The 20,029-nt window shown below is 72.8% G+C and carries 15 protein-coding genes and 1 pseudogene; 9 read left to right on the top strand and 7 right to left on the bottom strand.

Features of this window, described 5'->3' with window-relative positions; all coding sequences use genetic code 11:
- Positions 1 to 4 precede the first annotated feature (4 nt).
- Entirely contained in the window at positions 5 to 2,287 is a 2,283-nt protein-coding gene (locus ACFVZH_RS26690) for an FdhF/YdeP family oxidoreductase (protein WP_384901005.1), read from the bottom strand.
- Positions 2,288 to 2,423: 136 nt separating this feature from the next.
- Here ACFVZH_RS26690 and polA point away from each other — a divergent pair, with 136 nt between their 5' ends.
- On the top strand, positions 2,424 to 5,144 hold the full coding sequence (gene polA / locus ACFVZH_RS26685; protein ID WP_384901003.1) for a DNA polymerase I: 2,721 nt from the start codon (positions 2,424 to 2,426) through the stop codon (positions 5,142 to 5,144).
- Positions 5,145 to 5,345: 201 nt separating this feature from the next.
- A pseudogene (locus ACFVZH_RS26680) lies at positions 5,346 to 6,038 on the top strand (serine hydrolase); the annotation flags it as partial.
- A gap of 265 nt (positions 6,039 to 6,303) precedes the next feature.
- Here the strand turns inward: ACFVZH_RS26680 and ACFVZH_RS26675 are convergent.
- Positions 6,304 to 7,185, bottom strand: coding sequence for a DUF4184 family protein (locus ACFVZH_RS26675; protein WP_384901001.1), 882 nt, complete (start codon positions 7,183 to 7,185; stop codon positions 6,304 to 6,306).
- 252 nt (positions 7,186 to 7,437) lie between these two features.
- Between ACFVZH_RS26675 and ACFVZH_RS26670 the strand changes: the two genes are divergently transcribed.
- The 3 genes from ACFVZH_RS26670 (at position 7,438) to ACFVZH_RS26660 (ending at position 10,511) form a co-directional block, all read left to right on the top strand.
- On the top strand, positions 7,438 to 9,216 hold the full coding sequence (locus tag ACFVZH_RS26670; RefSeq protein ID WP_384900999.1) for a lytic transglycosylase: 1,779 nt from the start codon (positions 7,438 to 7,440) through the stop codon (positions 9,214 to 9,216).
- 159 nt (positions 9,217 to 9,375) lie between these two features.
- A complete protein-coding gene (locus ACFVZH_RS26665; RefSeq protein ID WP_366302162.1) occupies positions 9,376 to 9,516 on the top strand; it encodes an SPW_0924 family protein in 141 nt (46 codons plus the stop codon).
- A gap of 11 nt (positions 9,517 to 9,527) precedes the next feature.
- Positions 9,528 to 10,511, top strand: a complete 984-nt coding sequence (locus tag ACFVZH_RS26660; protein ID WP_384900997.1) for a DUF3068 domain-containing protein — start codon at positions 9,528 to 9,530, stop codon at positions 10,509 to 10,511.
- Here ACFVZH_RS26660 and hrpB read toward each other — a convergent pair.
- Together hrpB and ACFVZH_RS26650 are read right to left on the bottom strand one after the other, a co-directional pair.
- Positions 10,495 to 13,074: an ATP-dependent helicase HrpB gene (hrpB, locus tag ACFVZH_RS26655; RefSeq protein WP_384900994.1), complete on the bottom strand. Its 2,580-nt coding sequence runs from the start codon at positions 13,072 to 13,074 to the stop codon at positions 10,495 to 10,497. The genes ACFVZH_RS26660 and hrpB overlap by 17 nt on opposite strands.
- Positions 13,075 to 13,265: 191 nt before the next feature.
- Positions 13,266 to 14,096 carry a class I SAM-dependent methyltransferase gene (locus ACFVZH_RS26650; protein WP_384900992.1) on the bottom strand — a complete coding sequence of 277 codons (831 nt, stop codon included), beginning with the start codon at positions 14,094 to 14,096 and terminating at the stop codon, positions 13,266 to 13,268.
- A 344-nt stretch (positions 14,097 to 14,440) separates the two neighbouring features.
- Here ACFVZH_RS26650 and rpsA point away from each other — a divergent pair, with 344 nt between their 5' ends.
- A complete protein-coding gene (gene rpsA / locus ACFVZH_RS26645; RefSeq protein WP_015032828.1) occupies positions 14,441 to 15,952 on the top strand; it encodes a 30S ribosomal protein S1 in 1,512 nt (503 codons plus the stop codon).
- A 93-nt stretch (positions 15,953 to 16,045) separates the two neighbouring features.
- Here rpsA and ACFVZH_RS26640 read toward each other — a convergent pair whose 3' ends face one another.
- On the bottom strand, positions 16,046 to 16,993 hold the full coding sequence (locus ACFVZH_RS26640) for a right-handed parallel beta-helix repeat-containing protein (protein WP_384900991.1): 948 nt from the start codon (positions 16,991 to 16,993) through the stop codon (positions 16,046 to 16,048).
- 233 nt (positions 16,994 to 17,226) lie between these two features.
- Between ACFVZH_RS26640 and ACFVZH_RS26635 the strand changes: the two genes are divergently transcribed.
- From ACFVZH_RS26635 to ACFVZH_RS26625, 3 genes are all read left to right on the top strand, one after another.
- Positions 17,227 to 18,165: a PAC2 family protein gene (locus ACFVZH_RS26635; RefSeq protein ID WP_384900989.1), complete on the top strand. Its 939-nt coding sequence runs from the start codon at positions 17,227 to 17,229 to the stop codon at positions 18,163 to 18,165.
- 31 nt (positions 18,166 to 18,196) lie between these two features.
- Positions 18,197 to 18,811: a dephospho-CoA kinase gene (gene coaE / locus ACFVZH_RS26630; protein WP_384900987.1), complete on the top strand. Its 615-nt coding sequence runs from the start codon at positions 18,197 to 18,199 to the stop codon at positions 18,809 to 18,811.
- A 71-nt stretch (positions 18,812 to 18,882) separates the two neighbouring features.
- Positions 18,883 to 19,251, top strand: coding sequence for a tetratricopeptide repeat protein (locus ACFVZH_RS26625; RefSeq protein WP_190157040.1), 369 nt, complete (start codon positions 18,883 to 18,885; stop codon positions 19,249 to 19,251).
- 27 nt (positions 19,252 to 19,278) lie between these two features.
- Here ACFVZH_RS26625 and ACFVZH_RS26620 read toward each other — a convergent pair whose 3' ends face one another.
- Both ACFVZH_RS26620 and ACFVZH_RS26615 read right to left on the bottom strand, forming a co-directional pair.
- The gene (locus ACFVZH_RS26620) at positions 19,279 to 19,548 is read right to left on the bottom strand and encodes a DUF6343 family protein (RefSeq protein ID WP_384900985.1); all 270 of its coding nucleotides are present in this window, start codon (positions 19,546 to 19,548) and stop codon (positions 19,279 to 19,281) included.
- Positions 19,549 to 19,692: 144 nt separating this feature from the next.
- Positions 19,693 to 20,028, bottom strand: coding sequence for a hypothetical protein (locus ACFVZH_RS26615; protein WP_384900984.1), 336 nt, complete (start codon positions 20,026 to 20,028; stop codon positions 19,693 to 19,695).
- Position 20,029: the final 1 nt, after the last annotated feature.

Genomic DNA, 20,029 nt, shown 5'->3' with positions numbered 1-20,029 from the left:
ACGCTTAGGCGGAAGGTGATTGTTCCAGACGGACGACGACGGACTTGCTCGCGGGGGTGTTGCTGACGTCGGCCGTCGACTCCAGCGGCACCAGCACGTTCGTCTCCGGGTAGTACGCCGCCGCGCACCCCCGCGACGTCGGGTAGTGCACCACCCGGAAGCCCGCCGCCCGCCGCTCGGTGCCGTCCGTCCACTCGCTGACCAGATCCGTGTACGCCCCGTCGGCGAGCCCGAGCGCCGCCGCGTCCTCGGGGTGCACCAGGACGACCCGGCGGCCGCCCTTGATACCCCGGTAGCGGTCGTCCAGACCGTAGATCGTGGTGTTGTACTGGTCGTGCGAGCGCAGCGTCTGGAGCAGCAGCCGGCCCTCCGGCACCCTCGGGTACTCGACCGGCGCGGCCGTGAAGTTGGCCTTGCCCGTCGCCGTGGGGAAGCGGCGCTCGTCACGCGGGCCGTGCGGCAGCGTGAAACCGCCCGGGTTCGCCGCGAGCCGGGCGTTGAAGTCCTCGAAGCCGGGCACCACACGCGCGATGCGGTCACGGATCGTGGCGTAGTCCTCCTCGAAGCGCTCCCAGGGAGTGGCCGAACCGTCGCCGAGGACGGCCCGGGCCATCCGCGCCACGATCGCCGGCTCGGACAGCAGATGCGGACCCGCCGGCGGCAGGTTGCCCCGGGAGGCGTGCACCAGACTCATCGAGTCCTCGACCGTCACGACCTGCCGGCCGCTCTTCTGCACGTCCTTGTCCGTGCGGCCGAGCGTGGGCAGGATCAGCGCGCGCGTGCCCGTCACCGCGTGTGAGCGGTTCAGCTTCGTCGACACGTGGACGGTCAGCCGCGCGTTCCGCATCGCCGCCTCCGTCACCTCCGTGTCGGGCGTCGCCCCCACGAAGTTGCCGCCCATCGCGAAGAACACCTTGGCCTCGCCGTCGCGCAGCGCCTGGATCGACCGGACCACGTCGAAGCCGTGGTGACGCGGCGAGACGATCCCGAACTCCTTGTCCAGGGCGTCCAGGAACGCGGGCGCGGGCCGCTCGAAGATCCCCATCGTCCGGTCGCCCTGCACGTTCGAATGGCCGCGCACCGGGCACACGCCCGCGCCCGGCCGCCCGATGTTGCCGCGCAGCAGGAGGAAGTTGACCACCTCGCGGATGGTCGGCACCGAGTGCTTGTGCTGGGTGAGGCCCATCGCCCAGCAGACGATCGTCCGCTCCGAGGCGAGCACCATCTCCAGGGCCCGCTCGATCTCGGAGCGGTCCAGGCCGGTCGCGGCCAGCGTCTCGTCCCAGTCCGCCGCCCGGGCCGCCGCCGCGAACTCCTCGTAACCGTGCGTGTGCTCCCGTACGAACTCCTCGTCGACCGCCCCGGACGTCTCCAGGACCAGCTTGTTGAGGAGCCGGAAGAGGGCCTGGTCGCCGCCTATGCGGATCTGGAGGAAGAGATCGGTGAGCGCCGTGCCCCTGAGCATGCCCTGCGGGGTCTGCGGGTTCTTGAACCGCTCCAGGCCCGCTTCCGGCAGCGGGTTCACCGAGATGATCCGCGCGCCCGCCGCCTTGGCCTTCTCCAGCGCCGACAGCATGCGCGGATGGTTCGTCCCCGGGTTCTGCCCGGCCACGATGATCAGGTCGGCCCGGTGCAGGTCCTCCAGCGAGACACTGCCCTTTCCTATGCCGATCGTCTCCGTCAGCGCCGAGCCCGAGGACTCGTGGCACATGTTGGAGCAGTCCGGCAGGTTGTTGGTGCCGAACTCGCGCGCGAAGAGCTGGAGCAGGAACGCGGCCTCGTTGCTGGTCCGCCCCGAGGTGTAGAAGAGCGCCTCGTCGGGGGAGGCCAGGGCCCGGAGCTCCTCGGCGATGATCGCGAAGGCCCGCTCCCAGGTCACCGGCTCGTACCGCTCGCCGCCCTCCGCCAGCAGCATCGGCTCGGTGATCCGGCCCTGCTGCCCCAGCCAGTAGCCGCTGCGGGTCGCCAGGTCGGCGACGGGGTGCGCGGCGAAGAACTCCGGGGTCACCCGGCGCAGCGTCGCCTCCTCGGCGACCGCCTTCGCGCCGTTCTCGCAGAACTCCGCGACGTGCCGTTTGTCCTCCTCCGGCCACGCGCAGCCCGGACAGTCGAAGCCGTCCTTCTGGTTGACCTTGAGCAGGGTCCGGGCGGTGCGGCTCAGCCCCATCTGCTCCCGCGCGATGCGCAGGGTGTGCCCGATGGCGGGCAGGCCGGCTGCGGCGTGCTGCGGCGGCGTGACCTGCGGTGCGTCCTGAACCGGGTCACCGGCCGGCGGCTTGCTGACCATCGCGCTCTCCCTTGAGCGGTAATCCTGTGGCGTACGTCTTCGATCCTGTCACGGACCACCGACGGCCCGGCGGGCCGGGCGGCGCGGAGGGAGCCGGGCGACCGGGAATGTCAGTGGGCCGTGGGAGGATCGTCCCGTGGCCGAGACAGCATCGAAGAAGACCGAGAAGACCGAAGCGGACCGCCCGCGACTCCTCCTCATGGACGGGCACTCCCTGGCGTACCGCGCGTTCTTCGCGCTGCCCGCGGAGAACTTCACCACCGCGACCGGGCAGCCGACGAACGCCATCTACGGGTTCGCCTCGATGCTGGCGAACACCCTGCGCGACGAGGCGCCCACGCACTTCGCCGTCGCGTTCGACGTGTCCCGCAAGACCTGGCGGTCGGAGGAGTTCCCGGAGTACAAGGCGAACCGCTCCAAGACCCCCGACGAGTTCAAGGGGCAGGTCGAGCTGATCGGCGAGCTCCTCGACGCGATGCACGCCCCGCGCTTCGCCGTCGACGGCTTCGAGGCCGACGACGTCATCGCGACCCTCGTCACCCAGGCCGAGGCCGAGGGCTTCGAGGTCCTGATCGTCACCGGCGACCGGGACTCCTTCCAGCTGGTCACCGAGCACACCACCGTGCTCTACCCGACCAAGGGCGTCTCCGAGCTCACCCGCTTCACCCCGGAGAAGGTCCAGGAGAAGTACGGCCTGACCCCCTCGCAGTACCCCGACTTCGCGGCCCTGCGCGGCGACCCGTCCGACAACCTCCCCGGCATCCCCGGCGTCGGCGAGAAGACCGCCGCCAAGTGGATCAACCAGTTCGGCTCCTTCGCCGAGCTCGTCGAGCGCGCCGACGAGGTCAAGGGCAAGGCCGGCCAGAACTTCCGCGACCACCTGGAGTCGGTCCGGCTCAACCGCCGCCTGACCGAGATGGTCCGGGACGTCGAGCTGCCGAAGACCGTGACGGACCTCGCCCGCGAGCCGTACGACCGCACGGCCGTCGCCCTCGTCCTCGACACCCTGGAGATCCGCAACCCCTCGCTGCGCGAGCGGCTCCTCGCCGTCGACCCCGGCGCCGCCGAGGAGGCCGCCCCGGCGCCCGCCGCCGGTGTCGAGCTCGACACCAGCGTCCTCGGCGCCGGCGAGCTCGCCCCCTGGCTGGCCGAGCACGGCACCGAGCCCCTCGGCATCGCCACCGTCGACAGCTGGGCCCTCGGCACGGGGAACGTCTCCGAGATCGCCCTCGCCTCCGCCGGAGGCGCCGCCGCCTGGTTCGAGCCCGGCGACCTGGACGAGGCCGACGAGCGGGCCTGGGCCGCCTGGATCTCCGACCCCGACCGCCCCAAGGTCATGCACAACGCCAAGGGCGCCATGCGGGTCTTCCCCGAGCACGGCTGGAGCATCGCGGGCGTCACCATGGACACCGCCCTCGCCGCCTACCTGGTGAAGCCCGGCCGCCGCTCCTTCGCCCTCGACGCGCTCTCCGTCGAGTACCTCGGCCGCGAGCTCGCCCCGGCGGCCGCCGCCGACGGACAGCTCGCCTTCGGCGCCGACGACACCGCCGAGGCCGAGGCCCTGATGACCCAGGCGCGGGCCGTCCTCGACCTCGCCGACGCCTTCGACGAGCGGCTCGGCGAGGTCGGGGCCCGCGAACTCCTCCACGACGTCGAGCTGCCCACCTCCGTCCTCCTCGCCCGCCTGGAGCGGCACGGCATCGCGGCCGACCGCGACCACCTGGAGGCCATGGAGCAGCAGTTCGCCGGCGCCGTGCAGCAGGCCGTGAAGGAGGCGCACGCCTCCGTCGGCCACGAGTTCAACCTCGGCTCGCCCAAGCAGCTCCAGGAGGTCTTCTTCGGCGAGCTCAACCTGCCGAAGACCAAGAAGACCAAGACCGGGTACACCACGGACGCCGACGCGCTCGCCTGGCTGGCCGGCCAGACCGAGCACGAACTGCCCGTGATCATGCTCCGCCACCGCGAGCAGGCCCGGCTGCGCTCCACCGTCGAGGGCCTGATCAAGACCGTCGCCGCCGACGGCCGGATCCACACCACCTTCAGCCAGACCGTCGCCGCCACCGGCCGCCTCTCCTCCACCGACCCCAACCTGCAGAACGTGCCGGTGCGCACCGACGAGGGCCGGGCCATCCGGCACGGCTTCGTCGTCGGCGAGGGCTTCGAGGCCCTGATGACCGCGGACTACAGCCAGATCGAGCTGCGCGTGATGGCCCACCTCTCCGAGGACGAGGGGCTCATCGAGGCGTTCGCCTCCGGCGAGGACCTGCACACCACGGTCGCCTCCCAGGTCTTCGGCGTCGAACGGTCCGCCGTCGACGCCGAGATGCGCCGCAAGATCAAGGCCATGTCGTACGGCCTGGCCTACGGCCTGTCCGCGTTCGGCCTCTCCCAGCAGCTGAGCATCGACCCGGGCGAGGCCCGCGGCCTGATGGACACCTACTTCGAGCGCTTCGGCGGGGTGCGGGACTACCTCCACCGGGTCGTCGACGAGGCCCGCGCCACCGGGTACACGCAGACGATGCTCGGCCGCCGCCGCTACCTGCCCGACCTCAACAGCGACAACCGGCAGCGCCGCGAGGCGGCGGAGCGGATGGCGCTCAACGCGCCGATCCAGGGCACCGCGGCCGACATCGTCAAGGTCGCCATGCTGAACGTCGACCGGGCGCTGGCGGAGGCCGGCCTCTCCTCGCGGATGCTCCTCCAGGTCCACGACGAAATCGTGCTCGAACTCGCCCCCGGCGAGCGCGAGCAGGTCGAGTCCCTCGTGCGCGAGCAGATGTCGGCCGCGGCCGACCTGCGCGCCCCGCTGGACGTCTCGGTGGGCGTCGGCCACGACTGGGACTCCGCCGCGCACTGACACCACCATGACGGCGGTGGGCCGGCCGGCCCACCGCCGTCATCACGGGCTCCGCTGCCGGGCGAAGCCCGGCCCGTCCCAGGACTACGGGCGGCGCCGCCCGTCGCCCGGGCCCGCCCCATCGGAGCGGGCCCGACGGGTGTGCGCCAGGTGGACCAGTCGGCGGGCGGCCCCGCGGCCCCGCTCCCGAGACTGGTGGGCATGATCACGAGCCGCCGCTCCCGCCTCCGCGTCTGGGCCCTCCTCGGCGCGATCCTCGCGGGGACGGGCACCGCCTGGCCCGCCGAGGCGCACCCGGCACCCGCCCTCTGCACCTCGCCCGGCGAACCCGCCCTCGCCGCCCGGCTGTCCCAGGACATCGCGGCCGCGCTCAAGGGCCGCGACGGCACGGTCTCCGTCGCCGTCGACGACGTCCGACACGGACTGCGCTGCCGGCTCGGCGACACCCTGGCGTACGACTCCGCCAGCATCGCCAAGGTCCTCATCCTCCAGGCCGTCCTCGGCCGCGCCGAGGAGCTCGGCCGGGCCCCCACCCGGCTGGAGGCCCGGAGGATGAAGGCGATGATCACCCGCTCCGACAACACCGCGGCCACCGACCTCTGGCTGGGTCTGTCGCGCGCCCGGCTGAAGCGGGTGCTGCGCGAGGCCGGTGCCCAGGACACCGTCCTCGGCCACGACCGCTACTGGGGCCTCACCCGGACCACCGCCCGGGACCAACTGGCCCTGCTCGCCGCGGTCTCCCGCCGTACCGAGGCCCTGACCCTGATGGGCCAGGTCGTCCGCGACCAGGCATGGGGCGTCACCGCGGGCGCGCCCCGCACGGTCGAGGTCCACCTCAAGAACGGCTGGCTGCGCCGCGCCACCCACGCCTGGCGCGTCCACAGCATCGGGATCGTCCGCCCGGCCGCTCCCGCCCCGGCCGCTCCCGCCCGGGACGCTCCCGCCCGGGACGCTCCCGCCCCGGACGCGACTGCCTCGGACCCGGCCGCCCCGGCCGCGGACCCGCCCACCCCCGCGATCGACTACCGGATCGCCCTGCTGAGCCACGACAACCGCACCATGCGGTACGGCGTCCGCACCCTGGAGGGGATCGCGCTCGCCGTGCACCGCAGACTGGGCGGCGGCCCGGCGGCCCGCGGCTTCACCCCGCCCGAGAAGATCAGCGGGATCCCGGACGGGAGCGTTCCGCACGACGCTCCGGGGCCGCCGTCGCGGGACCAGGCGGGGGACCGGACGCCCCTTCCCGCAGCCTCGCCCCCACCCCGTACAGCACGAGCCCGACGGCGAGCCCCGCGCCGGCCCCGAAGCAGGCCGTCGGAATGACGTCGAGGGGCGTCTCGATCCGGTCCCAGCCCCAGTACGAGGCCCGGCGCAGCACCCGGTGGACGACACCGGCGACGACGCAGCCACCGATCAGGCCGACCGCGACGAGCCGCCCGCGCCGGCCCGGCACCGGCACCCGGGCCGGCAGCTCCACCCCGGGGCCGGCGGACCGCAGCGCCCGCGCCGCGAACCGGACCAGCAGGCCGAGGGCCAGCGCCGAACCCCCGTACTGCGCGTACAGGTAGACCGGGAAGCCGGCCACGACGTCGCCGAGGAACGGGACGGCCCGGGTGCCCCAGCGGTCCAGGTGGGTGAAGGAGTCCCACACCACGTGGGTCGTGGAGCCGAGCACCGCGGAGAGGAAGAACCAGCCGACGAGCGCCGCCGTGTGCCGGTCGCGCCAAGGGCGGCCCCGGACCAGCCCGTACACCCGCCCGCGCCACCGGGCGGGCAGCAGCGCCACGAGCGGCTCACGGACGGTCAGCCACAGGCCGACGAGCACGGCGGTGATCAGCACGTCGGCCGTGACGATCCCGACGGGGGAGTGGGTGACGTCCCCGAGGACCATCGCCCCCGGGGCCGCGGTGGCGGCGAAGTAGGTCATGTCGGGGGCGAAGGAGCCCGCGACCAGCGCGGAGGCGACCAGCGGACCGCGCGCGGTCCCGTTCCGGCGCAGCCCGGGCAGCACGGCAGCGGCATGACTCAGCGTGAACGGCAACGGGAGGTCCCCTCGCTTGCGGTGGCGACGGCCGGAGTGCGGGAGCGGCCGCAGTGCAAGAGGGCCCCGGACCTCCCGGCGGTTCCCTCACCCACCGCACCGGACGACGGCGAGCGGAACAAGGACCAGAGGTGACGAAACCGTGAAACACGGTCAGACGCCGGTGCCCGGCGGTCTCGAGTTGGCATAGGGTCGCCTGGGGTCACGCGCGGGGAGCGTGGGGCCGGAGTCGACGGGGAGGGGACCACGGGTATGGCAGCGCACATCGGTCATCGGCTGCGCAAGGGGGCCACGAGCGGCGTGGTGGTGGCCGCGGCGGTCGCCGCGCTCGCCGCCTCGCAGGCGCCGGAGGCCGCGCCGCCCGCGGACAACGCCAACGGGGACCACGCCATCGGAGCCGGCGACACCGCGCCGCCGTCGGGTGACGGCTCCGCGACCGGCGATTCCCCCTACTTCACCGAACTGCCGCCGCTGCACACGCCGAACAAGCCCGGCGCGGGCACCGACCTGCCGGTGATCACCGGGCCCGCCGAGGCCGGCATACCCGCGTCCGTCCTCGCCGCGTACAAGCGGGCCGAGCAGTCGATCCGCTCGACCGCCCCCGGCTGCAACCTGCCCTGGCAGCTGCTCGCCGGCATCGGCAAGGTCGAGTCCGGACAGGCGCGCGGCGGCCGGGTCGACGCCAACGGCACGACCCTCTCGCCGATCCTCGGCCCCGTTCTCAACGGCGTCGGTTTCGCGAACATCTCCGACACCGACGACGGTGCCTACGACGGCGACAAGATCCACGACCGCGCCGTCGGCCCGATGCAGTTCATCCCGTCGACCTGGGCGACCTGGGGTCAGGACGCCAACAGCGACGGCAAGAAGGACCCGAACAACATCTACGACGCCGCGCAGGCCGCCGGCCTCTACCTCTGCGCGAACGACCGCAACCTCGCGCTCAAGGCCGACCTCGACCGGGCGATCCTCAGCTACAACCGCTCGACGGAGTACCTGAACCTGGTCATGTCCTGGGTCACGTACTACCAGCGCGGCACCCACCAGATCCCGGACGGCACGGGCGTGATCCCGGTCGACCGCAGCGACGACCCGGGCCGGGGCAACCGTCCCACCGCGCCGCTCTCGCCCGCCCCGACGACTCCGGCGCCGACGCCGGGCACCCCGACGCCGAAGCCGTCGCAGACCCACCCCGGCACGGTCACGCCCCCGACCGTCCCGACCAAGCCCCCGGTCACCCCGCCCGCCGTCACACCGGCCGGCAAGGTCACGCGGCTCACGATCGTGGCCAACGGGAGGCTGACCACCACCACCGGCAGCGACTTCACGGGATCCCCCCGGGTCGCGGCGCTCGACGCCTCGGGCAAGCCGGTCGCCGGGGTCGCCGTCCGCTTCGAGATCGCCGGGACCACCGACTCCCGCTTCGCCGGCGGCGCGAGGTCCGTCACCGTCACCACCGGCTCGGCCGGCCTCGCCACCGCTCCCGCCCTCCGGGCCGGAGAGCAGACGGGGTCGTTCACCGTGCGCGCCACCGTCGTGGGACGCACCCTGGCCGCGGCCGACTTCGCCGCGACCGTCACGGAACGCCAGGCGGACACCCTCACCCGGGTCGGCGAGGACTCCCTGTCGGCCGCCACCGGCACCGCCTTCGCCCAGCAGGTCCAGGTGAAGGCCACCGACAAGGGCGCCCTCGCCCCCGGCGTACGCGTCACCGCGGTGATCGTCACCTCGAAGACGGAGCCCACCGAGAGCACCGAGGGCCCGTACTTCAAGCAGGGCGACGAGGTCGTCCGCACCGTCACCCTCACGACCGGTGTCGACGGACTGCTCACCCTCGCCCCGGGCACGCTGCTCGCCGGCGACAAGGCGGGCCCGTTCTACCTGCGGCTGACCACACCCGGCGGCGGCAGCGTCTTCGTCGACCTCACGGTCACGGCGCCTCCGACGCCGGAACCCACGCCGGAGCCGACGCCCTCCGGCACGGGATCGCCCGAGGCCACCCCCTCCGCCACCTCCTCTCCCACGGCCTGACCCCCGGGCGAACCGCCTTCCGCGCCGCCCCGCCGTCCCCACCGGACGGCGGGGCGGCGCTCCGCGTTACCCGGGTGCAACGTGTTCTCATCTCGCGGTCGCGTTGCTACGGTGCCCCCGCCCTGACGACGTATCAGATCGCACCCCGGGAGGCCGACCATGCGTGCCCTCGTCGCCGCCGCCATCGGACTCGCCCCAGTCCTCCTCTTCGTCCTGCTCGTCTCCCTGGTCGATCTGCCGCCCGACGGCCCCACCTCGCCCAAGCCGCTGCTCACCGCCGATCCCGGCCCCAAGAAGTAGAGGGGGCGACCGTGCGCCGCCGAGCCAGCCTCGTCCTGCTCGCCCTTGCCGTCTTCTGCGCCGCGATGGCTCCGGTCCTGCGCTGGTACGCCTTCCCCCGCCTGGCGAAGATCCCGCCGAACCAGTACCAGGAGACCGTCCTGGAGGCCCGGCCCGCGACCCTCCTCAACTACTCCACGCTCCAGGCCGAGAAGGTCGACAAGATCACGATCGTCCAGACCCTCAAGGGCAACGTGGAGGAGTCGCGGCGGATCGAACGCGACGCCGGACGCGACGTCGTCGTCTGGGACTCCCTCTCCTACGTCATGGGCCCCGACGGCAAGATGGTGTCCCGGATCCCCGAGCGGTACATCTTCGACGCCCACACCCAGGCCCCCGTGCACGCCACCGGCGAGACGGTCGACGGCGACCCGGTCCGGCGCGAGGGCATCGAGTTCAAGTGGCCCTTCCTCACCGAGAAGCGGGACTACCAGTACTTCGACGCCCAGACCCGCACCGCGGCCCCCATCCACTACAAGGGCACCCGCACCTTCCGGGGCATGGAGGTCTACTACTTCGAGCAGACCATCCCCTGGACCAAGGTGCCCATGCCCAAGGCCATGCCGGTCAAGGGCATCACGCCGAAGATCCTCGCCGACTCGGGCCTCACCCGCTGGTACACGACCAAGCGCATGTTCTGGATCGAGCCGGTCACCGGGGCTCCCGTCAACGGCGAGGAGATCCACAAGGAGGAGCTCCGCAACGCCAAGGCACTGATGGGCCGGGACACCCTCACCGTCTTCGAGGGGCACGTGAAGATGCGCGAGGACTACATCGAGAGCATCGGCGAGCTGGTCTCCTCCAACCGCCTCACCGTGCTGCTGCTCGTCTCCTACATCCCCTGGAGCCTCACCGCCCTGGCCCTGGCCCTCCTCGCCCTCGCCCTCTGGCTGGAGGCCCGGTCCCGCCGCCCGGCACCGGAGCCCGCCGCCGCCCCGGTCACCGCTCCCGTCTGAGCCGGGCGCTCGTGTGCCGGGTCGGCTCCGCCGCCGACGGGTCCTCCGGCCACGGGTGCTTCGGATACCGCCCCCGCAGCTCCGCCCGCACCGCGCGGTAGCCCTCCCGCCAGAACGACGCCAGGTCCGCGGTCACGGCCGCGGGCCGGCCGGCGGGGGAGAGCAGATGGACCAGCACCGGGACGCCCGCCACCCGGGGCGTCTCGGCGAGACCGAACATCTCCTGGAGCTTCACCGCGAGCACCGGCCGCCCGTCGCCGTAGTCGACCCGGATGCGCGAACCGCTCGGCACCTCGATCCGCTCCGGCGCCAGCTCGTCCAGCCGGCCCGCCTCGCCCGAGGCCCATGGCAGCAGCCGCCGCAGCGCCTCGCCCGCGTCGATCCGCCCCAGATCCGCGCGGCGCGCCGCCCGCGACAGCTCCGGCTCCAGCCACTCCGCGGCCCGGTCGACCAGCGGCCCGTCCGCCACGTCCGGCCAGGGTTCCCCCAGCTCCCGGTGGAGGAAGGCGAGCCGCTCCCGCAGCTCCCCGGCCTCCCGGCCCCACCGCAGCAGTCCGAGGCCCTCTCCCCGCAGACCGTCGAGCAGCGCCTCCCGCACGAGCTCCGGCGCGGCGCCGGCCCCGAGCGGCCGGACGGTCAGCTCGACCGCGCCCAGCCGGTCCACCGAGCGCGCCACCACGTCCCCGTCCTCCCAGTGGACCTCCTCGCCGGTGGACCGCAGATGCCCGGCCGCCCGCCGGGCCACGGACTCGTCCACCACGGCCGCGAGCCGGACCCGCGCCGTCGCGTCCCGCGCCGTACGGTCCGCCACCGCCACGGCCAGCCACGGCGTGGCCCGCAGCGCCGAGCCCTCGGCGATCCGCGCCCCGCTCCCCGAGACCATCAGATAGCCGCCCTGCTCCCGGGCCCTGGCGACCCGCTCCGGGAACGCCAGGGCCGTCACCAGCCCGGCGACGACATCCTCGCCCTCCCCGAGGGAGTCCCCCGGGGACTCCCTGAACGGCTGCCGCCCGGAGCCCCCGCTCCCGGCTCCCGCCTCGCCGGCCGACCGCTCCAGGCGCCGCGCCTCGGCCTTCCATCGCGCCCCGTACCCGTCGGAACCCCGGCGGGCCGCACGCCAGGCCGCCGCCAGGTCGTCCCCGTAGTCGCGCGGCGGCTCCTCGCTGAGCAGCGCCACCACCTCCGCCGCCCGGCGGACCCCGACCTCCGCCGCACCGTCCAGCAGGGCACGGCCCAGCCGGGGGTGCAGCCCCAGCCGGGAGAGCCGGACACCCCGCTCGGTGGCCCGCCCGGCCCCGTCCACCGCCCCGATCGACTCCAGGACCGCGCGGGCCGCCGCCATCGCCCCGGCGGGCGGCGCGTCGAGCAGCGCGAGGCCCGCCGCCGCCGGGTCGCCCCAGCACGCGGCCCGCAGCGCGAAGTCCGCCAGGTCGGCGATCCTGATCTCGGGTGACGGGTACCGGGCCCGGCCGCCGTCCTCCGCCTCGGACCAGCAGCGGTACACCACGCCGGGCGCCTCGCGGCCGGAGCGCCCCGCCCGCTGGGTCGCCGCGGCCGTCGACACCGGCACCGTCGCCAGCGAGCCGAGCCCCCGCGCGTGGTCCATCCGCGGCTCCCGCGCGAGCCCTGAGTCCACGACGATCCGCACGCCCGGCACCGTCAGGCTGGACTCCGCCACGGACGTCGAGAGCACCACCCGTCGCGGCCCGCCCGGCCCGGTGCCCCGCAGTACCGCGTCCTGCACCGCCGTCGGCGCCCGGCCGTGCAGCTGGAGCACCTCGGCGTCCAGGCCGGCCAGCAGCCCCGCCGTCCGCGCGATCTCCCCCGTGCCCGGCAGGAAACAGAGGACGTCGCCCTCGTGCCGCTCCATGGCCAGCCGCACGGTGGCCGCCACGTGACGCAGCAGCGCCGGGTCCACCCAGGTGCCGTGTGCGGGCCTGACCCCGGCGGGAGGCGCGGCGAACCGGACCGCGTATCCGTGCCCCTCGCCCTTGCTCCACACGATCGGCGCGGGCCCGCCGCCCTCCACCGCGGTGAGCAGCTGGGCCCACGCCTCCGCGTCGCCGGTCGCCGAGGCCGCGATCAGTTTCAGTTCCGGCCGCAGCGTCGCCCGTACGTCGACGAGGAAGGCCATGGCGGTGTCGGCGTCCAGGTGCCGTTCGTGGCACTCGTCGAGCAGGACCACGTCCACGCCCGCCAGCTCCGGGTCGCGCTGGAGCCGCTGGAGGAGGATGCCCGTGGTGACCACCTCGATCCGGGTCGAGGGCCCGGTCCGCCGCTCGCCGCGCACGGAGAAGCCGACCGCGCCGCCCACCTCCTCGCCGAGCAGCCACGCCATCCGCCGGGCCGCCGCCCGCACCGCCATCCGGCGCGGCTCGGCCACCAGCACCCGCCGCTCCGGTCCGTCCCCTATGAGCCCGGCCAGCGCCGGCGGCACCAGCGTCGTCTTGCCGGTGCCGGGCGGAGCGGACAGCACCGCCGAGCCGCGCTCCGCGAGCGCGGCGAGCAGCTCGGGGACGGCATGGCGGACGGGGAGACGGTCGAGTGCGTCGTGTCGGATCACGCGTTCAGTCTCGTACGTGGAGAACGAGAGGTGGGCCCCGTTGTCCACAGGGCCCACCCGGTCATACGACTGATACGACTATTCGCTCCGCGGGAACGCCCGCATCCCCGCGAGCGCGACCCGCCTGCCCGTGGGAACGCCCGCCTGCCCGCGACCGCGACCCACCTGCCCGCGACCGCGAGACCGCTCCGCTACTCCGCGCGCTCGCACACGAAGATCGCCGTGCCCGGGATCAGGTTCCCCCGCAGCGGGGACCAGCCGCCCCACTCCTGGTCGTTCCACGCCGGCCACTCCGGCTCGACCAGGTCCAGCAGGCGGAAGCCGCCGGCCACCACGTCCCGCACCCGGTCCCCGATCGTCCGGTGGTGCTCCACGTACACGGCCCGGCCCTGCTCGTCCTGCTCGACGTAGGGCGTGCGGTCGAAGTAGGAGGCCGCCACCGAGAGGCCCTCCGGCCCCGGCTCGTCCGGGAACGCCCAGCGGATCGGGTGCGTCACCGAGAACACCCAGCGGCCACCGGGCCGCAGCACCCGGCGCACCTCGCGGAAGACCCGTACCGGATCGGCGACGAACGGCACCGCGCCGTACGCCGAGCAGGCCAGGTCGAAGGAGCCGTCCCGGAAGGGCAGCGCCCCCGCGTCGGCCTCCACCAGCGGCACGTCGCCCCCGATCCGCAGCGCGTGCTGGAGCTGGCGGTGCGAGAGGTCGAGCGCGACCGGCCGCGCCCCCTGCTCCGCCAGCCACCGCGAACACTGCGCCGCGCCCGCGCCGATCTCCAGGACGGTGAGGCCCTTCAGCGACGAGGCCGGACCCAGGAACCCGGCCTCGGCCTCGTCGAGCCCCTCGGGACCCCACACGAACCGGTCGTCACCGAGGAAGGAACCGTGGTCGCTCTGGTACTCGTCGGCATTCCGGTCCCACCAGCCACGACTGGCCCGGCTGCTCTCCGCGTCCCCCGCGTCACGCCGGGTCGCCTCGGCCTCGTCCTCGGTCGCGTCTTCGTGTTCGTACTCTTGGTTCATCTCGCCCGCCGATGTAGTTTGCGCTCAGTGCCGCGGTGCGGCCGACCCCGCCGATGCGGCGTGGGAGGCATGAGTTGCGCCGGAATTGCGGCGTTCTGCCCCGGGTGCGCGCTTCGCGCATTGACCCTGTCCGGCTGCCCCCGTATGCTAAAGGTTGCGCTGCGGGCCTGCGCGCCTCAGACGGAGCAGGCCGCGCTCGTACCTGGTTTATGTCCCCTCGGTTTTCGAGGCTTCCCCCGTTCGCGGGCGGGTGCCTCATTGGCTGTCCGGCTTCTTGGTGCGATACGGGCTCTCGGCGTAGCAGTACCTACGACTTTCTGTCCGTAACCGGAGCCCTTTCCCACATGACGAGCAGCACCGAGACCACCGCCACCAGCACCACCCCGCAGGTTGCGGTCAACGACATCGGTAACGAGGAAGCCTTCCTCGCCGCGATCGACGAGACGATCAAGTACTTCAACGACGGCGACATCGTCGACGGCGTCATCGTGAAGGTCGACCGGGACGAGGTCCTGCTCGACATCGGTTACAAGACCGAAGGCGTCATCCCGAGCCGCGAGCTCTCGATCAAGCACGACGTCGACCCGAACGAGGTCGTCAAGGTCGGCGACGAGATCGAGGCCCTGGTCCTCCAGAAGGAGGACAAGGAAGGCCGCCTGATCCTCTCGAAGAAGCGTGCCCAGTACGAGCGCGCCTGGGGCACCATCGAGAAGATCAAGGAAGAGGACGGCATCGTCACCGGCACCGTCATCGAGGTTGTCAAGGGTGGTCTCATCCTCGACATCGGCCTCCGTGGCTTCCTGCCGGCTTCCCTCGTCGAGATGCGTCGCGTCCGCGACCTCCAGCCCTACGTGGGCAAGGAGCTCGAGGCGAAGATCATCGAGCTGGACAAGAACCGCAACAACGTGGTCCTGTCCCGCCGTGCCTGGCTCGAGCAGACCCAGTCCGAGGTTCGCCAGACCTTCCTCACGACCCTCCAGAAGGGTCAGGTCCGCTCCGGCGTCGTGTCCTCGATCGTCAACTTCGGTGCCTTCGTGGACCTGGGTGGCGTCGACGGCCTCGTGCACGTCTCCGAGCTGTCCTGGAAGCACATCGACCACCCCTCCGAGGTTGTCGAGGTCGGCCAGGAGGTCACCGTCGAGGTTCTCGACGTCGACATGGACCGCGAGCGTGTCTCCCTGTCGCTGAAGGCGACGCAGGAGGACCCGTGGCAGCAGTTCGCCCGGACCCACCAGATCGGTCAGGTCGTCCCGGGTAAGGTCACCAAGCTGGTTCCGTTCGGTGCGTTCGTCCGCGTGGACGAGGGCATCGAGGGTCTGGTCCACATCTCCGAGCTGGCCGAGCGCCACGTGGAGATCCCGGAGCAGGTCGTCCAGGTCAACGACGAGATCTTCGTCAAGGTCATCGACATCGACCTCGAGCGTCGTCGCATCAGCCTCTCGCTGAAGCAGGCCAACGAGTCCTTCGGTGCCGACCCGGCCTCGGTCGAGTTCGACCCGACCCTGTACGGCATGGCCGCGTCCTACGACGACCAGGGCAACTACATCTACCCCGAGGGCTTCGACCCCGAGACCAACGACTGGCTCGAGGGCTTCGAGACCCAGCGCGAGGCGTGGGAGACCCAGTACGCCGAGGCGCAGGCTCGCTTCGAGCAGCACCAGGCTCAGGTCATCAAGTCCCGCGAGGCCGACGAGGCCGCCGCTGCCGAGGGTGCTGCCGCCCCGGCCGCCGGCAACGCCGGTGCGGGCATCTCGGGTGGTTCGTACTCCTCGGAGTCGGACGACAACTCCGGCGCCCTGGCGTCGGACGAGGCGCTTGCCGCCCTGCGCGAGAAGCTGGCCGGCGGCCAGAGCTGAACAGGCTCTCCGCTGAGCGCTAGCCGCTAGCGAATCGAGGCCCGTTCCCCTTCGGGGGAGCGGGCCTCGGTCGTTTTCCGGCGCCGTGCCGGGTCAGGGGGTGACGGCGATGTTCGTCAGGCCGTTCCCGCCGGTCACCGTGTTCGAGGCGTACACCGTGGTCGTACAGGTGCCGCTCTGGTGGGCGACGTTGATCGCGAGCCGCTGGGGGCCGGTCGCGCCCGTGAGGTTCGAGCGGTTGCCCCGGAAGACCGTGCCGCAGCCCCAGCCGCTCTGCTGGCTGTGGGTCTCGAAGCCGTTGTTCGTCGTGTTCACGCCGGTGTTGTCCTCCACGAGGACGCCGTTGCCCTTCACGTCGACCCAGGAGTCGTCGTAGTTGGCGCCGGTCAGCCCGCGCCCGTCGAAGGTGTTGCCGACGATCCGCGCCCCGGTGGTGCCCTCCTTGATGTCGACGCTCTCGCCGCCGACGTCCGGCCCGATGACGTTGTTCAGGATCTGCGCGTTGTCGCTCCGGTCTGTGAGGGTGTTGGCGGTGCCGACGTACACCCCCTCGCCCATGCCCCGCCCGTCGTTCCCGGTGTCGTAGATCCGCGAGTTCCTCAGGACGCCGTTCCTGCTGGAGTTGCGGAAGTGCACGCCCTCCATGTCCAGGTCGTGCACGGTCACGCCGTCGATCACCACGTCGTTCGCGGAGTCCGCCATGATCCCCTTCTGGCCGCCGGTCACGGTGATCCCCGCGACCGTCCAGTACGAGGCGCCGTTGAGGTGCAGCCCGTAGCCGCCGCCGGCCGTCAGGACCGCCCGCGAGGAGCCGGTCAGCGTGATCCGGGCCGTCGCGGTGCCCGGGACGGTGGCCTTGAAGTTCCCGGTGTACGTGCCGTCCGCGAGGTGGATCGTGTCGCCGGGGCGGGCGGCCGCGAGGGCCGTCTTGAGCTGCGCGGCGGTCGACACCTCGACCGTGGCCGCCGCGGCGGGCGTGGTGACGAGGGGGACGGCGAGCAGAGCCGGGAGCAGGGGGAGGAGCAGCGTTCGGGTGCGCATGGGGATGCCTTCCGGACGGGAACGAGGGGGAGTTCCTGTATGTGCACGATGGTCGGGATGCTGAACGCGATGCTGTCCCGAGACGGTAGGGAGAGGTCGTGGTCATGTCAAGGTCTGGACCAGTGGTCGACGGGTGGCTCCTGGCCCGGAACTCCGCCGGAAGATCGCCCGGTGCGGGAATGGCCGTGCCGCACACGGCGTTTCCAGAGAGAACACGAGGAGGAGCGGTAATCGTGCTTGATCCCCAGGATTTGTACGAATGGGACGCGAAGGGCCTGGCGGTCGTCGACTTGGCCCTGGCGCAGGAGTCGGCCGGGCTGGTCATGCTGTACCACTTCGACGGCTACATCGACGCGGGTGAGACCGGCGAGCAGATCGTCGACGGCCTGCTCGACACCCTTCCGCACCAGCTGGTGGCCCGCTTCGACCACGACCGGCTCGTGGACTACCGCGCGCGCCGCCCGCTGCTCACGTTCCGGCGCGACCGCTGGACCGCGTACGAGACGCCGACCATCGAGGTCCGCCTCGTCCAGGACGCCACCGGCGCCCCCTTCCTCGTCCTGTCGGGCCCCGAGCCCGACGTGGAGTGGGAGCGGTTCGCCGCCGCCGTCGGGCAGGTGGTCGAGCGCCTCGGCGTCCGTCTCTCCGTCAACTTCCACGGCATCCCCATGGGCGTGCCGCACACCCGCCCCGTCGGCCTCACCCCGCACGGCAACCGCACCGACCTCATGCCCGGGCACCGCAGCCCCTTCGACGAGGCCCAGGTCCCCGGCAGCGCCGAATCCCTCGTCGAGTACCGCCTCACCGAGGCCGGACACGACACCCTCGGCGTCGCCGCGCACGTCCCGCACTACGTGGCCCGCTCCTCGTACCCGGACGCGGCCCTGACCGTCCTGGAGGCCGTCACTGCCGCCACGGGCCTCGTCCTCCCCGCCGTCGCCCACTCCCTGCGGACCGAGGCCCGTCGTACCCAGACCGAGATCGACCGCCAGATCGGCGAGGGCGACGAGGAGCTGGTCGCGCTCGTACAGGGCCTTGAGCACCAGTACGACGCGGCGGCCGGCGCCGAGACGCGGGGCAGCCTCGTCGCCGAGCCGGTCGAGCTGCCGTCGGCGGACGAGCTGGGCCGCGAGTTCGAGCGCTTCCTCGCCGAGCGGGAGGGCGACGCGTAGCCCTCCGGGCGCAGGCCCTAAGCTGCCGCTCATGCTGAAGGTGGGCCTGACCGGCGGGATCGGCGCCGGCAAGAGCGAAGTGTCGCGGCTGCTCGTCTCGTACGGAGCCGTGCTGATCGACGCGGACCGGATCGCCCGCGAGGTCGTCGAACCCGGGACACCGGGGCTCGCCGCCGTCGTCGAGGCGTTCGGGGAGGGAGTCCTCACCGAGGAGGGGGCGCTCGACCGGCCGAGACTCGGCTCCATCGTGTTCGCCGACCCCGAGCGGCTGGCCACCCTCAACGCGATCGTCCACCCCCTGGTCGGGGCCCGGTCGGCGGAGCTGGAGAGCCGGGCCGTCGCCGGGGACGTCGTCGTCCACGACGTGCCCCTGCTCACCGAGAACGGCCTCGCGCCGCTGTACGACCTGGTCGTGGTCGTCGACGCGGCTCCGGAGACCCAGCTCGACCGGCTGGTACGGCTCCGGGGCATGGTCGAGCCCGAGGCCAGGGCCCGCATGGCCGCCCAGGCCACGCGCGAGCGCCGGCTGGCCGTCGCCGACCTGGTGATCGACAACGACGGACCCCTGGACGCCCTCGAACCGCAGGTCCGGAAGGTCTGGGACGAACTGGAGCGCCGCGCCGCGGCCCCCGCCCAGGGCGACTAGCCGTACCGCCGGGCGGAATGCGGTCGCCGGGTCCGGTGTTCAACCACCGGATCGAGGGGAAGGATGTCATCGTGGCCGACAGGAACCCGGAAACGCACGTGATCGACTTCCGCGCCGCCGAGCACCTGCTGGCCGCGCGGGACCCCCGTGGCGCCGTGAAGCTGCTGGACTCGGTGATCGCCGCCCATCCCGAGAACACGGCCGCGCGCCTGCTGCGCGCCCGCGCGTTCTTCGCGGCCGCCCAGCTGCGACCGGCACAGCTGGAGTTCGAGCTGGTCCTGGAGCGCGAGCCGGACAACGCGTTCGCCCACTTCGCGCTGGCCCGCACCTTCGAGCGCTCCGGGCAGACCGCCCAGGCCACCCGGCACTTCCGCCTCGCCGCCGCGCTCGACCCGAAGCCCGAGTACCTCCAGGCCGCGGGTTTCGACACCAGGAACTGACCGGGAAACCGTCGGCACGGGGGCGGCTCAGCGCTTCGGCGCGCCGTGATCGGGTTCGTACGGTGGGATGTCCCGGCCCGGCTGCCAGTGCGGGCCCTGGTGGAGGTGGCGCGTCACCATCGTCAGGTCGACCACGACCACGAGGAACAGCACCCCGCAGGCCGCGGCCCAGCCCGGGCGGCCCACCAGCGAGAACACGGTCGTGCCGAAGGCCGCCCAGAGCAGTCCCCACACACTCAGCCAGAACCGCAGCCGCAGCGCGCTGCGCGCGGTCGTCGGCTCGTTGCCGCTCCGCATGACGGTCACATCCCCGGTCCGGGTCCCCGAGGGGTACCACCAGCATGTACCCGTGGCGGGGGAATGTGAACGGGGACGGCGGACCCTGGGGTCTGTCGTCACCTTCCCGTCTGCCGGGCGACGACGGGAAGGTGACGACAGGCCCTAGTGGACGACGGTGAAGCTGCGCCAGGGCAGGGTGCCGGGTGCGATCTGGTCGCCGGTGTTGGTGGGCAGGTAGGTGGACATCTCTCCCTGGCAGTCGCGGGTCCGGTAGAGCACGATGTCGAGCAGGGTGTTGTTCTCGATCTTGGTCACTCCGGACGGCGCCAGCCGGTGGCAGCCGTTCACCGAGGGGCTCGTCACGGTCACCAGCAGATCGCGTTCCGTCTCGTACGTCAGGGTGCCCACGGCGCTGCGGCCGAGGCCCGAGCAGCCGGCGACGGCGAGAGTGAGCAGCACGGCCCCGGTGGCGGTCGTGAGACGCCGGCGTACGGACATG

The organism is Streptomyces sp. NPDC059534, assembly GCF_042743475.1.
Taxonomy (GTDB): Bacteria; Actinomycetota; Actinomycetes; order Streptomycetales; family Streptomycetaceae; genus Streptomyces.
Note: the sequence above shows the minus strand (reverse complement) of the source record. Positions and strands in the feature narration are given on the sequence as shown.